At 66.9% G+C, this 13,266-nt stretch carries 11 protein-coding genes and 1 pseudogene; 6 read left to right on the top strand and 6 right to left on the bottom strand.

The window, feature by feature from the left end; translation table 11 throughout:
* Window positions 1–184: 184 nt before the first annotated feature.
* The 3 genes and pseudogenes from AWC07_RS16095 to AWC07_RS16085 all read left to right on the top strand — a co-directional run.
* Window positions 185–913: pseudogene (locus tag AWC07_RS16095) on the top strand (cyclodityrosine synthase); the annotation flags it as partial.
* Window positions 910–2,100: a cytochrome P450 gene (locus tag AWC07_RS16090; protein ID WP_036414963.1), complete on the top strand. Its 1,191-nt coding sequence runs from the start codon at window positions 910–912 to the stop codon at window positions 2,098–2,100. The pseudogene AWC07_RS16095 and the gene AWC07_RS16090, both read left to right, overlap by 4 nt.
* 85 nt (window positions 2,101–2,185) lie before the next feature.
* On the top strand, window positions 2,186–3,550 hold the full coding sequence (locus AWC07_RS16085; RefSeq protein WP_139829723.1) for an MFS transporter: 1,365 nt from the start codon (window positions 2,186–2,188) through the stop codon (window positions 3,548–3,550).
* 12 nt (window positions 3,551–3,562) lie between these two features.
* Here the strand turns inward: AWC07_RS16085 and AWC07_RS16080 are convergent, their stop codons facing one another.
* The 5 genes from AWC07_RS16080 to AWC07_RS16060 all read right to left on the bottom strand — a co-directional run bounded on the left by AWC07_RS16080 (window position 3,563) and on the right by AWC07_RS16060 (window position 9,256).
* A complete protein-coding gene (locus AWC07_RS16080) occupies window positions 3,563–5,491 on the bottom strand; it encodes a peptidoglycan D,D-transpeptidase FtsI family protein (RefSeq protein WP_244187607.1) in 1,929 nt (642 codons plus the stop codon).
* A 137-nt stretch (window positions 5,492–5,628) separates the two neighbouring features.
* A complete protein-coding gene (ftsL, locus tag AWC07_RS16075; RefSeq protein WP_036414959.1) occupies window positions 5,629–6,861 on the bottom strand; it encodes a cell division protein FtsL in 1,233 nt (410 codons plus the stop codon).
* Window positions 6,858–8,036, bottom strand: coding sequence for a 16S rRNA (cytosine(1402)-N(4))-methyltransferase RsmH (gene rsmH / locus AWC07_RS16070; protein ID WP_139829728.1), 1,179 nt, complete (start codon window positions 8,034–8,036; stop codon window positions 6,858–6,860). Before rsmH ends, ftsL begins: the two co-directional genes overlap by 4 nt.
* Window position 8,037: 1 nt before the next feature.
* Window positions 8,038–8,469, bottom strand: a complete 432-nt coding sequence (gene mraZ / locus AWC07_RS16065; protein ID WP_036414955.1) for a division/cell wall cluster transcriptional repressor MraZ — start codon at window positions 8,467–8,469, stop codon at window positions 8,038–8,040.
* 382 nt (window positions 8,470–8,851) lie between these two features.
* Window positions 8,852–9,256, bottom strand: a complete 405-nt coding sequence (locus AWC07_RS16060) for a DUF3040 domain-containing protein (RefSeq protein ID WP_036414952.1) — start codon at window positions 9,254–9,256, stop codon at window positions 8,852–8,854.
* Between the two features lie 277 nt (window positions 9,257–9,533).
* Here AWC07_RS16060 and AWC07_RS16055 point away from each other — a divergent pair, with 277 nt between their 5' ends.
* Together AWC07_RS16055 and lppM are read left to right on the top strand one after the other, a co-directional pair.
* Entirely contained in the window at window positions 9,534–10,172 is a 639-nt protein-coding gene (locus tag AWC07_RS16055; protein ID WP_036414949.1) for a GNAT family N-acetyltransferase, read from the top strand.
* A 121-nt stretch (window positions 10,173–10,293) separates the two neighbouring features.
* A complete protein-coding gene (gene lppM, locus AWC07_RS16050) occupies window positions 10,294–10,956 on the top strand; it encodes a lipoprotein LppM (RefSeq protein ID WP_208622429.1) in 663 nt (220 codons plus the stop codon).
* Window positions 10,957–10,992: 36 nt separating this feature from the next.
* On the opposite strand, the gene AWC07_RS16045 is transcribed toward lppM, so the two are convergent.
* Complete coding sequence (locus AWC07_RS16045) at window positions 10,993–11,889, bottom strand: mycobacterial-type methylenetetrahydrofolate reductase (protein ID WP_036414946.1); 897 nt, start codon at window positions 11,887–11,889, stop codon at window positions 10,993–10,995.
* Window positions 11,890–12,204: 315 nt separating this feature from the next.
* Here AWC07_RS16045 and idsA2 point away from each other — a divergent pair, with 315 nt between their 5' ends.
* The gene (gene idsA2, locus AWC07_RS16040; protein ID WP_036414943.1) at window positions 12,205–13,263 is read left to right on the top strand and encodes a bifunctional (2E,6E)-farnesyl/geranyl diphosphate synthase; all 1,059 of its coding nucleotides are present in this window, start codon (window positions 12,205–12,207) and stop codon (window positions 13,261–13,263) included.
* Window positions 13,264–13,266: the final 3 nt, after the last annotated feature.

Here is a 13,266-nt window from a genome sequence, read left to right as displayed (position 1 = left end):
AACGTAGTTGCGGCTGCAACTCGACCATCGACCCAACTCCCTATGCCTCAGGAGAACAACCATGACTTGCGTGACTGCCGAACCGGAAGCCCTGATCTCGGCGGCGGGCGACTCGCAGATCCCCCGGTTAGCCGGCCCCATGTCCGAAGAAGAACTAAGCGGCGCGACGCGTGGGTCCGGTCCCCGGTTTGAGCTGGGCCGGCGCATTCCGGAAGCCGTCGTCCAGGCGGGGTTTGTGGTCCAGCCCTTCACCCAACAATGTCAGGTCATCCACGCCGAGGGGGACCACGCTGTCATCGGGGTATCTCCAGGGAACAGTTACTTCTCTCGTCAGCGCATACGCGATCTTGCCCTGTGGGGGCTCGCGAATTTTGATCGTGTGGACTTCGTCTACACAGACGTCCACGTCGCCGAGAGTTTTGAAGCACTAGGCGATTCCCCGATCGAAGCCCGGCGCAAAGCGGTCAAAAACATACGCGGGGTCCGCGCCAAGATCACCGCCACGGTCAACGAGCTCGATCCGACCGGAAGGAGGCTGTCCGCCCGTCCGATGTCGGAATTCCAGTCCAACAAGGCATACCGGCAGCTCCATGCGGACATGGTCGCGCTCATGGACGCCGACGAGGAGTTCCGCGTTGTGTGCCAGGACCTGGTGCGGCGTTTCCTGTCCACGAAGGTGGCTCCGCGGCAGGAGCCGACGGCCGCTCAGGAGCGGGTGTGCATGGACTACATCTGTGCCGAGGCCCCATTGTTCCTCGACACGCCCGCGATTCTCGGGGTGCCGTCGTCGTTGAACTGCTACCACCAATCGCTGCCGTTGGCCGAGATGCTCTACGCCCGGGGATCGGGACTGCGGGCGTCGCGCAATCAGGGCCACGCCATTGTTACCCCCGGCGGGAGCGCCGCCGAATGACCGCGAACGCTCTGCTCGATGTCCCATTCTCTGCCCGTGGGGACCGGATTGCCGGCGAAGTCGCGGAATTGCGCTCCCGTGCGTCCATCCGCAAGGTGCGCACCATCACCGGCGATGAAGCCTGGCTCGTCTCCTCGTACGCACTGTGCACGCAGGTGCTCGAGGATCGGCGCTTCTCGTTGCCGGCAACCGCCGCTCCCGGCGCTCCCCGCCTGAACGCGCTGACGGTTCCACCCGAAGTGGTCAACAACATGGGGAACATCGCCGACGCGGGTTTGCGCAAGGCGGTGATGAGGGCAATCACACCGAAGGCCCCCGGGTTGGAGCAATTCCTCCGCGACACGGCGAACTCGCTGCTGGACAACCTCATTGCCGAGGGCGCGCCAGCCGATCTGCGCAACGACTTCGCCGACCCGCTCGCGGTGGCGCTGCATTGCCGGGTACTGGGTATCCCGCAACAAGACGGCCCGAAGCTGTTGCGCAGCCTAAGTTTCGCTTTCATGAGCTCGGCCGATCCGATCCCCGCCGCGAAGATCAACTGGGATCGTGACATCGAATACATGGCGGGTCTTTTGGACAACCCGAACGTCACGACCGGACTCATGGGCGAACTGTCTAGGCTCCGAAAAGATCCCAGCTACTCGCATGTCTCCGACGAGCTGTTCGCCACGGTCGGCGTCACCTTCTTCGGCGCCGGTGTGATCTCGACCAGCTGCTTCCTCACCACGGCCCTGATATCGCTGATGCACCACCCGCACCTGCGGACCTTGCTGATCGAAAGGCCCGAACTGATCCCGGCCGGTGTGGAGGAGCTGTTGCGGATCAATCTCTCCTTCGCCGACGGGTTACCCCGCCTGGCCACCGCCGACATTCAGGTCGGCGACGTGCTGGTGCGCAAGGGCGAGCTGGTGCTGGTGCTACTCGAGGGCGCCAACTTCGACCCAGAGCGGTTCGCCAACCCGCAGAACATCGAACTCGACCGGCCCAACCCCACCGCACACCTGGCGTTCGGCCGCGGCCAACACACCTGTCCCGGATCAGCCCTCGGCCGCCGCCACGCCCAGATCGCTATCGAAACACTGCTGCAAAAGATGCCGACCTTCGACCTGGCCGTCCCGATCGAACAATTGGTCTGGCGCACCCGATTCGCACGACGCATCCCCGAACGCCTACCGGTGCTGTGGTAGGCCTGCATCGCCGACGGTGAAGCTCACGCCGACTTCGTGCCCGCCGGACCTGCTTTGTGATGCGAAGACACTTCCTCTGGTCGTGTTGAGTGCGGCGGCTGGGCTAGATGCCAGTGGGGTGTCGATGCTCAACAGCGCTTTGCCGCCGATGGGCACCGAGTTCGGCACGTCGACGCAAGACCTGTCATGGGCGATCACCGGGTATGCGCTCGCGTTCGCCGGTCTGGTGTTGTGCGGTGGTGCGATGACCGATCGGCTACGCCGCCGGCGGGTGCTGGTCTGGGGCTTGGCGATGGTCGGTCTCGGTGGTGTGCTGGCGATGGTGGCGCCCACGTTTTGGCTCGTCGTAGCGGGGCGGGTGGTGCAGGGCGTGGGCGCGGCGATAACCATGCCCGCGACCACGGCACTGCTGACGTCGGTTTATCACCGCGATCCGATGCGCTCACGCGCTTTGGGCGTGTTCTCCGCAGCTCAGGCCAGCTGCTTCGCGGCCGGCCTCGTGCTCGGCGGAGTGATCACCAGCACCCTCGGTTGGCGCTGGGTGTTTGCTCTACACGTCGTGGTGGCCGCGTTCACGGCCGCAGCGGCCGTCCGGTGGCTGCCGGCTGGCATGCCGCCACGCCGTCAGCCCCTAGACCTGGCCGGGGCCGGCGCGCTGGTGACGGCGATCACCTTAATGATCCTGGCGGCAGATGTGGCATCCCGACACGACGGCCTCCTGCTGGCCGGCGCCATGCTCACCGGCGCTGCGGCCACGAGCTCGTTGTGGTGGCGGCGTAGCCGAATACGCAACAATGAGGTGCTGTTGCTGGATCGGACGCTGCTGCGCATGCATTCGGTCCGCCGAGCGGCCGTGGTGGCCAGCATTTTCTTCTTTTGTGGCACCGGCTCGTTGTTCTTACTGCCGCTGTACCTGCAACAAGTGCATGGCGTGTCGCCCGCCGCATCGGGTCTGGCGATTCTGCCGGTCAGCCTGGCCGTGACCACCGCGGCGCTGCTGTCCGGCCGGTTAATGAAAACCCGCGGGCCGCGCCTGTCACTGATGTTGGGCCTTCCGCTCACATCTGCGGGCGTATTCCTGTGGTGCACCGTCGGGGCAGACAGCCCCTACGCGGGCGCTATCCTCGCCGGCCTGCTCGTCACCGGAATCGGGCAGGGCCTGGCATTTCCGGCCCTCACGGCGGTCGGTCTGCAGGACGTGCCGGCTGACGCCCACGGCATGGCATCGGCCATCACGGTCACAGCGCTGCAGGCCGGTGGCGCAATCGGACCCACGGTCCTGGCAGGGATTGCCCAAGGCATTGCACCAGCCGGCGGTGGCGGCTTGACTTTGGCCGGCTACCACTTGGGCTTCGCCGCCGCGGCAAGCACCTTGCTTTGCCTTGCAATGCCAGCGGTCATTGGGCTTCGGATTGGCTCACCGGTGCAAGCCGGCATGGCCCGCCGCTGACGCTAACGCTAACTAAACGGCCTGCAAGACCAGCGGCGGACCCGGGTCGGGTGATAGCGGCACGTTTTCGCGTTGCATCAGCCAGCCGGCGATGTTGTGGAACAACGGGGCCGCCGAATGGCCCAGGCTGCCGTCGGCGTTGCGCTCCGGGTTGTCCATCATCAGCCCGATCACATAACGGGGATTGTCGACGGTGGCCATCCCGGCGAAGGTGATCCAGTAGACGTTGTCGAAGTAGCAGCCACAGGCGGGATTGATCTGCTGCGCGGTCCCGGTCTTGCCGGCCATCTGGTAACCGGGTACCGCCGCCGCCGGGCCGGTGCCCTGCTGGTACCCCATCGGGTCGTTTTGTACGACGGCGCGCAACATCTGGCGCACGGTCTGGGCCGTCTGCGCCGACACCACCCGGACGCCCTCGGGACGCGGTTCCTCGGTGCGGGTGCCGTCGGCCGCGATGGTCGCCTGAATGATCCGGGGAGGTATCCGCACCCCGTCGTTGGCGATGGCCTGATACATGCCGGCCATCTGCAACAGAGTCATCGAAAGACCTTGGCCGATTGGCAGATTCGAGAAGGTGCTGCCCGACCACTGGTCGATCGGCGGCACTAGCCCGGCGCTCTCACCGGGCAGCCCGACAGCGGTGCGCTGACCCAGCCCGAACTTGCGGACCATCTCGTAGAAGCGCTCCGGGCCCACTCGCTGCGCCAGCATCAGCGTGCCGACATTCGACGACTTACCGAATACGCCGGTCGTGGTGTAGGGCATCACGCCGTGCTCCCAGGCGTCGTGCACGCTGACCCCGCCCATCTCGATCGTGCCCGGTACCTGCAGCACCTCGTCGGGGTTGGACAGCCCGTACTCGATCACCGACGACGCGGTGATCACCTTGTTCACCGATCCCGGTTCGAAGGGCGACGACACCGCCGGGTTGCCCAACTGCTTGTCGCCCTGGCGCCCGATGTCCTGGGACGGGTCGAAGGTGTTGTCGTTGGCCATGGCGAGCACTTCGCCGGTCTTGGCATCCAGTACCACGGCCGAGACGTTGTGGGCCCCGGACAGGTTCCTGGCCTGCTGCACCTGCTGCTGCACGTAGAACTGGATGTCGTTGTCGAGGGTCAGTTGGACGGTGGAACCGTGCACCGCCTTGTGCCGGTTGCGGTAGCTGCCGGGGATGACCACGCCGTCTGACCCGCGGTCGTAGGTGACCGAGCCGTCGGTTCCGGCCAGCATGGCGTCCATGGAGTCCTCCAGACCCAGCAGACCGTGGCCATCCCAATCGATCCCGCCGACGATGTTGGCGGCCAGCGATCCGCCGGGGTACTGGCGCAGATCCTGTCGCTCGGAGCCCACCTCGGGATACTTCTCGGAGATGGCGCTGGCGATCGCGGGATCGACGGCACGTGCCAGATACACGAACGCATCGTTGCTCTGCAGCTTCTTCAGCAGCGTCGCGGCGTCGGGCTTGTTGTTCAACTTGCCCGCGATCTCCCTGGCGATATCCTTGAGCCGCTGCTGTGGATCCGGGGCGGCGGGGGATTTCTTCTTGGCCTCCTCCAGCTGCTGGCGGACCCTTTTAGGCTGAAAGGTCAACGCACGCGCCTGGATGGTGAACGCGAGCCGGTCGTTGCGCCGATCGACGATGGCGCCGCGAACCGCCGGTTCGACATCGGTGACCTTGAGCTGGCCGGCCGCCTGGGCGCGCAAGTCCGCGGCATTGGACACCTGCAAGTAGAACAGCTGTGTCGCAGCGACCATCATCAACGCGAAAATCACCGCGTTGCCGGCCCGATGCCGGAAGACGAAGGACGCACCGCGGGTCGCCACTTCCACTGCCTGACGGGTCCGCCGTTGGGCCGCCGGCCGGCCGGGTGGGGCGGTTTCGGCGCGCACCGCGACGCGGGTTTTATTGGCTTCCTTGGCTTTCCGGAGCCGCCTGGGCACCGGGGCCTCGTTGGCCCGGTGGTCACTGAGCTTCTTGGTCGGCTTCTTGGACCGCTTCGGCTGCCGCGCGTCCTGGGATTGCCGCAGTTTGCGCGGACCACCCGTCGATGGCGCCGGGCGACTGCGCCCGCCGCGGCTCACCGCGGACCCCCGAGCGCCGCCGGCACCGTCGGAGTCACCGGGGCGAACTGTTCGCCGTAGGACGGCGCCGGTGGTGGAATCAGCTGCGGTGCATGCACGCTGACCGGGGGCGCGGGCGCTGCCGGAGCTACCGGTGTCATGGGGGCCGCAGGAGCCGGCGGTGCGCCGAGCACCGGCGGCGCGGTCCCCGACTGGAGTGGTATCGGTACCTCGGCTGGTACCGGGGCTGGTACCGGGGCGGGTATCAGGGCCGGCACTTGACCGGGCAGCTGTAGCGGGGCGCCGGGCGCCGAGCCGACGGGTGCCGGCGGCTGAAGCTGCGACGGGGCCTGTCCCGGAACCCCCGGCACTCCCGGCAGCTGGCCCGGCAGGTGGCTGCCGTCGGCGCCCAGCGTCGATGCGCCGTCGGGCGTGCGGGGCAGCAGCTGCGGGCCCGACCGGGCAGGCGGTGCCGGGTCACCGGGGCCCGGCAGGACCCGGACCGGAACCTCCGGGGGGACCAGCGGCGGTTTCGGAGGCGGCGGCGGACCTTCTTCCGGCAGCTTCGTGTTCAGCGGGGGCGGCGGAACACCGTCAGCAGGCTTGGGGGTTCCCACCACCACCCAATTCCCGTCGGGCGCCTGAACCAAGTGAGCGGTGTCCCTGGTCGGAATCATGCCCTGCTTGCGGGCCGCCTCGGCCAGGGCCGGCGCAGACCCGGCCTCACGAACATCGCGCTCCAGCGCCTCCTTTTGCTGCTGCAATATCCGCGTGCGCTCCCGAGCGTGGCTCAGCTGATACGAACGCTCGGCGGCATCGGTGGACAGCCACAATGTGAGTGCCAGCCCGACACCGAGCGACCCGATCACCAAGACCACAAACGGGACCTTGCTCAGCAAGGTGCGGGGGCGCAGGTCGACCGATGCCAGCCGGACGGCCAACCGCTCGCTCAATTTGGGTCGTACTACCTTGGGCGCCTTGGCTTTTCGGGCCTTGGCCCGAGCTTTAGCCTGACTGGTGTTCTTGGGCCGGGCCGGACGGTCGACGGGCCGAGGCATCGGACTGGTCTGCGGTCCCGACTTCGGCATCCGGGCCTCGCGGCGCGCCGCCGTGGCCTTGCCCGCCCGGGAGCGACGCGACGCCGAGTCGGCTGCCGTGTGCCGGTTGGTGGCAACGCGACGATCACCTCCGCCGCGACGATCGCCACCGCGGCGGTTCCCCGGCACCCGGGCTTCGCGCTTCGTCATCATGAATCGCCCTTCCCGATCGCGTGCTGCGGTTCCGCCTCATGCTCAATCCGTTGCAACGCCCGCATGCGCACCGCGGCGCTGCGTGGGTTGCGTTGCATTTCGGCCGCGTCCGCGCGTTCGGCGCCGTGGGTCAGCGACCGGAACCGCGGTCCGTGGCCGGGAAGCTCGACCGGAAGCCCGATCGGTGTTCTGGAGGCGACCGCGTCGGCGAACACCCGCTTGACGATCCGGTCCTCCAGCGACTGGTAGGCCATCACCACGATGCGTCCGCCGACGCGGAGTGCGGCCATCGCAGCGGGAAGGGCGCCGCGCAGCGAGTCCAGCTCGTCGTTGACCGCGATGCGCAGCGCCTGGAAGGTGCGTTTGGCCGGATGCCCGCCGGTGCGCCGGGCTGCAGCCGGAATTGCCTGGTAGACAACGGCAACCAGCTCGGAGGTCGACGTGAACGGCGCGTGGGCGCGCTGCCGGACGATACGTCCGGCGATGCGGCGGGCAAAGCGCTCCTCGCCGTAACGCTGCAGAATATCGGCCAGCGCGGCCTCGTCGTAGGTGTTGACGATGTCGGCCGCGGTAAGCGGTTGGTCCGGGTCCATCCGCATGTCCAGCGGAGCGTCCTTGGCGTACGCGAAGCCGCGCTCGGCACGGTCGAGTTGCATCGACGAGACGCCCAGATCCAACAGCACCCCGTCGACCGATTCGACTGCGCCATAACCTAACTCGGCCAGTGCCGGCGCAAGGCCGTCGTAACGGGTGCGTACCAGCGTGATCCGCTCGGCGAAGGGCGCCAACCGATCCCGGGCAATATCGAGGGCGCTCGGGTCGCGATCCAGCCCGATCAGCCGCAGCCCCGGAAATTCGCGTAGAAACCGTTCCGCGTGCCCGCCCGCACCGAGGGTCGCATCGACCAGAATCGCCCCCGAGCCGTCTGGATGGTGCCAGGTCAGCGCCGGAGCGAGCAGCTCGACACAGCGCCGCGCCAGCACGGGCACATGACCGAAATCCTTTGGGCCATCAGCCACCGTGACACCTCCCCGGGTGGGGCAATACCGGCCTGGCCACCAGTCTGGCCACGGTGGCGTCCCTGCACCGAGGTCCCTGTCCGAAGTCGCGAACCTGGCGTCGGGGAAGTACGCCAGGGCCGGTTCGGGCAGAGACCACGGTGCACGGATGCGCACCTCAGAAGATGTCGCCGAGTGCTTCATCGCTGGCCGCGGAGAAGTTCTCTTCATGGAGTTGCTGGTAGTCGTGCCATGCCTGGGCGTCCCAGATCTCGAGGTAGTCGACCGCGCCGATCACCACGCAGTCCTTCGAAAGACCCGCGTAGCGGCGATGGTCGGCCGACAACGTGATCCGGCCTTGGCCGTCGGGGTGCTGCTCGTCGGTGCCGGCGGCAAGGTTGCGCAGGAACGCCCGTGCTTCGGGATTGCTTCGCGGCGCCTTGCTCGCCCGGCGCGCCAGCTGCTCGAACTCCGCTCTCGGGTAGACGGCGAGGCTGTGATCTTGGCTTTTGGTGACCATCAACCCCCCTGACAACGCGTCGCGAAACTTGGCCGGCAGCGTCAGCCGCCCCTTGTCGTCGAGTTTGGGCGTGTAGGTGCCGAGAAACACTAGGCCACCTCCCACCTAGAGCCGCTCGCTCACCCAAACACTTCAGCCACCATACCCCACAATCCCCCACTTCGCCCCATTGATGGGGTGTCGTCGTGGCATTTCCCCAAGAGTCAGCGGCGTCAGGTCCACGTTCGGATCACCCCGCGCCCGCCATCCAGCTCACTGACCGTGCTAAAGCCGCATTTCAGAGCCCTGCGAATGGCAAAGAGTCGCCAAAGTGGGGCGGGGTGGGGCACGCGCAAGGTCAATAGCTCACAACTGGGTTTCGGTGTGGACTCCCCCACGTGACCCGCAAACGGCACCTCCGGCCCGGAACACCGGGTGCGCACGAAAAACGGGGCAGCCACGCGGCTGCCCCGTAAGGTCTACGTTCGTTCGCCTACTCGTCGAAGCGGCGCCGGAACCGGTCCTCCATCCGGCTCGTGAATGAGCCTCCGGCCCCTTTACCACGCCGCTGGCGCGACCCCCCGGACGCCGGCCGAGAGTGATCCAGCCGCCCCGGCAACCGCGGCGCGGTGATGGCATACACCACGCCGCCGAACATCACGACAAAACCGAAGACACTGAGGATCGGGAAGCTTCCAATCATCGTGGCCTTGAAAGCCACCCCGGAAACCAGCATGGCCAGGCCGATGACGAACAACGCCGCACCCTGCAAGCGCCGCCGTGCCGTGGGTGCGCGGAAGCCCCCACCACGGACACTCGAGGCGAACTTAGGGTCTTCGGCGTAGAGCGCGCTCTCGATCTGCTCAAGCATCCGCTGCTCATGATCGGAGAGTGGCATTCGTCCCTCCTTGCCGACAGACTGTCACGTAACTACCGGTAGCAACGCGGATGCCCGTTGTAGGGGCAACTAACTCAGATGATACGAGGTCAATCCCAGCCGTACCACTGATTCGCCGGCGATTCTATCCCGGCCGCACCCTGGCGCACGAATGCGCCCGACACCCCATGCGGTGCAACCGGTTATCGGTGCACATGTCGACCGCTCGGGCAACCGCGACGGCAATGGTCCGATACTGGTGCTGAAGCACCGCACCCGATCACCGTGAGGAGGGCAGTTGGCGATATTCCTCATCGATCTGGCCCCGAGCGAGATGGAGCGCCGCCTCAGGGAGGCCCTCACCGTCTATGTCGACGCGATGCGCTACCCCAGAGGCACCGAGAATCAGCGCGCCGCAATGTGGCTGGAGCACATCCGCCGGCGGGGCTGGAAGGCCGTCGCCGCCGTCGAAGTCGCGGACCCAGCCGGGGCCGATCCGTCCGCGATCGCGGGAGCCGACCCCGACAGCCGGGCGTTGCCGGCTGTCGATCTGAGCAACGCACCGATGGTCGGCGTGGCCTACGGCTACCCCGGCGCCCCGGGTCAGTGGTGGCAGCAGCAAGTGGTTTTGGGACTGCAGCGCAGTGGTTTTCCGCCGCAGGCGATCTCCCGGGTGATGAGTAGCTATTTCGAGTTGACGGAATTACATATCCAGCCGCGCGCCCAGGGCCATGGCCTCGGCGAGGCACTGGTCCGCCGGCTACTCGCCGGTCGGCAGGAGGACCACGTCCTACTGTCCACTCCGGAGACCAATGGGGAGGCCAACCGGGCGTGGCGGTTGTACCGGCGGCTGGGCTTCACCGACATCATTCGCGGCTACTACTTCGCCGGCGACCCCCGGGCGTTTGCGATCCTCGGTCGCGCTCTGCCGCTGTAGGCCCGACTCCGGACGGCTTGCCCAAGCGGCACACCGGGTCTGGCACGATGACCTGGTGCGCGCCAGCTCTCCCTCGCTCTCAGCCCGCAAATCTCGGGTAACTGGGACCCGACGGCGCCGCATGCTGGCCATCGCGATGCTGTTGATGCTGGTGCCCCTGGCCACCGGATGCCTGCGCGTGCGAGCGTCGATCACCATCTCACCCGACGACCTGGTGTCCGGAGAGATCATCGCCGCGGCAAAGCCGAAGAACAACAAGGACGCCGGCCCTCAACTCGACAGCAACAACCTGGCATTCAGCCAGAAAGTGGCTGTCTCTAACTACGACAGCGACGGCTACGTGGGATCGCAGGCGGTGTTTTCCGATTTGACGTTCGCCGAGTTGCCGCAGCTGGCCAACATGAACTCCGACGCGGCCGGGGTGAATCTGTCGTTGCGGCGCAACGGCAACCTGGTGATTCTGGAGGGCCGGGCAGATCTGACCTCCCTCACCGACGCCGACGCCGACGTCGAGCTGACCGTCGCCTTTCCCGGCACCGTGACCTCTACCAACGGTGACCGCATCGAGCCCGAAGTGGTGCAGTGGAAGCTCAAACCGGGCGTGGTGAGCACCATGAACGCTCAGGCCCGCTATACCGACCCCAACACCCGGTCATTCACCGCGGCCGGCATCTGGCTGGGCATCGGGTCGTTGCTGGCCGCGGGCGTGGTGGCACTGCTGGCCTGGATCAGCCGGGACCGCTCCCCCCGGCTCACGGCCGCGGGCGACCAGCCGCCGAAGTAACGGACCGGGTCGCTCACGGGGCTCGGTTGGTCCCGGTCAGCCCTGCTTGTCGGGCGCCCAGTAATCCAGCATCTCGGCGAAGGTCTCGAAAGCCGGCGCGGACAGGCCGTACGTTGCCTCGAAATGGATGCTCAGCGGAAAGCCGAGGTCCACGACACCGTCTAGCACGCGTTGGTAGAGGTCCACCATCAACCGGCGCTTCTGGGCGGGTTCGCTGCCGGCCAACTTCTGGACGAACTTCTGCTCCTCGGCCACGGCCGCGTTGCCGGGATCCTGGATCAACCAGTTGATCAAGCCGACGCGAGCCTCGACCTTGGGGACGAAGCCGAACGACAGCAGGATCTCGGGTCGGTGGTCGGTGGCCTCGGCGAACTCGGTCAGGAACCCCACGATCGCGTCGGAATACAACAACTGCGTCATGCCATAGGTCGCGCCCTGATTGCATTTGAAATTGAGCCGACCCTGCTCGCCGTCTCGGGTGGGAATCACGATCACACCGCGGTTGGCCACCAGCTCCCGATAGATCGACAATGCGTCGGTCGGTGCGACGCCGGAGCCTTCGCCATCGTTCATCGTGCGCGGCACCCCGACGAACACGACACCCTCCATCCCGGCGGCGCACAGCTCGGCGAGCCTCCCACGCAGCGATGACTCGTCCATAAAGGCGGTGACCTGCGTGCACAGGCCGCTGATCGACGGCAATTCCGGTCTGATGATCGACCAGAAGTCCAGGACGTCGAGCTTGGGCTGCATCGGGACCGGCCGATCGTCGTCCTCGGCGATCATCCCCGGGATCATCACGTGCCGGATTCGGCTGTCGAGGCCCGACTCGGCTGAGTACCGCAGCAATTTATCCGCGTCTTCCAGTGCCCGCTCGCGGCCCCCATCCACGTTCGGAGGAACCAGCTCGAGCGCGATGGTATTGAGCGTCACACGGCACCCTCTTTCTCAGATTCCTCAGATTCCTCAGACGACTACTGCTCAAACCGCGCTACGCCGCGCATACCCCCAGCCGGCCTCATCAGAGGGCCATCACGACAGCATAGGGGCGTCAGGGCGAGTCAGTCGAAGCAACTGCGTCCGGCCCGAATGCATCCGAACGCATATAGCCGCCCGAGTGAGGCCCCGAGTAAGGCCCCGAGTAAGGCAATGCCAGCCCACGACGCCGGGGCGGAATACACTGTCGGGCCAGGGACGTGCCGAGCAGAAAGGGGCGCCGCGCTGAGCGTCGAAGCATCGGCAACCGACTTGGGCGGCGCCATCACCGACCAACTACGACGGTATCTGCACGACCGTCGCAGCGAGGCGGCGTATATCGGCAGCGACTACGGCGCCTTGACGGCCTGGCTGGAAGACTTTGCGCTGCGCGGGGGCAAACGGCTACGGCCGGTCTTCGCATACTGGGGCTGGCACGCCGTGGCAACCGAGGAGCCCCGCCCCGAGATACTGCAATTGTTTTCCGCCCTGGAACTGTTGCACGCCTGGGCATTGATACACGACGACGTGATCGACGCCTCCTCGACCCGTCGCGGCCGGCCGACGGCCCATGTGCATTTCGCCGCACTGCACCGGGAGCGCAACTGGCTCGGCCCGGCGCACCAGTTCGGCATCTCGGCGGCGATACTGCTCGGCGACGTGGCACAGGCCTGGGCCGACGACATCGTCTCCGAGGTGGGCCAGACCTGCCTGGCGCCCGACGCTGCGCGCCGGGTGCAGCGGGTATGGTCCGGCATCCGCACCGAGGTGCTGGGCGGGCAATACCTCGACATCGTCGCCGAGGCCAGCGCCGCGAACTCGATCGCCTCGGCGATGACGGTCGCCACTTTCAAAACCGCCTGCTACACGGTGTCTCGGCCGTTGCAACTGGGGGTGGCCGCAGCTGCCGACAGACCCGACGTCGCCGCCGCTTTTCATCAGTTCGGCACGGACCTCGGGGTGGCGTTTCAGCTGCGCGACGACGTGCTCGGGGTGTTCGGAGACCCAGCGGTGACCGGCAAGCCGTCCGGCGATGACCTGAGGTCGGGAAAGCGCACGGTGCTGATAGCCGAAGCAGCCGAGCTCGCGGAGAAGTCGGACCCCCGGGCGGCCAGCCTGTTGCGTAGCTCGATCGGCACCGAGCTGACCGACGTGCAGGTGCGCGAGCTGCGCGAGGTCATCGCGGGGGTCGGAGCTTTGGCAGCGGCCGAGAATCGGATCACCGAGCTCACCCAACGGGCGCTGGCGACACTCGCGTCCGCACCCATTAACGCGCGAGCCAAGGCCGGATTGTCACAGTTGGCCCGGACGGCCACGGACCGGTCGGCCTGAACC

It is taken from the genome of Mycobacterium gastri (assembly GCF_002102175.1).
Taxonomy (GTDB): Bacteria; Actinomycetota; Actinomycetes; order Mycobacteriales; family Mycobacteriaceae; genus Mycobacterium; species Mycobacterium gastri.
Note: the sequence above shows the minus strand (reverse complement) of the source record. Positions and strands in the feature narration are given on the sequence as shown.

Coding starts and splice junctions, on each gene's coding strand:
- AWC07_RS16090 (WP_036414963.1), top strand. CDS start 910: ATGACCGCGAACGCTCTGCTCGATGTCCCATTCTCTGCCCGTGGGGAC.
- ftsL (WP_036414959.1), bottom strand. CDS start 6,861: ATGATGACGAAGCGCGAAGCCCGGGTGCCGGGGAACCGCCGCGGTGGC.
- AWC07_RS16060 (WP_036414952.1), bottom strand. CDS start 9,256: ATGCCACTCTCCGATCATGAGCAGCGGATGCTTGAGCAGATCGAGAGC.
- lppM (WP_208622429.1), top strand. CDS start 10,294: ATGCTGGCCATCGCGATGCTGTTGATGCTGGTGCCCCTGGCCACCGGA.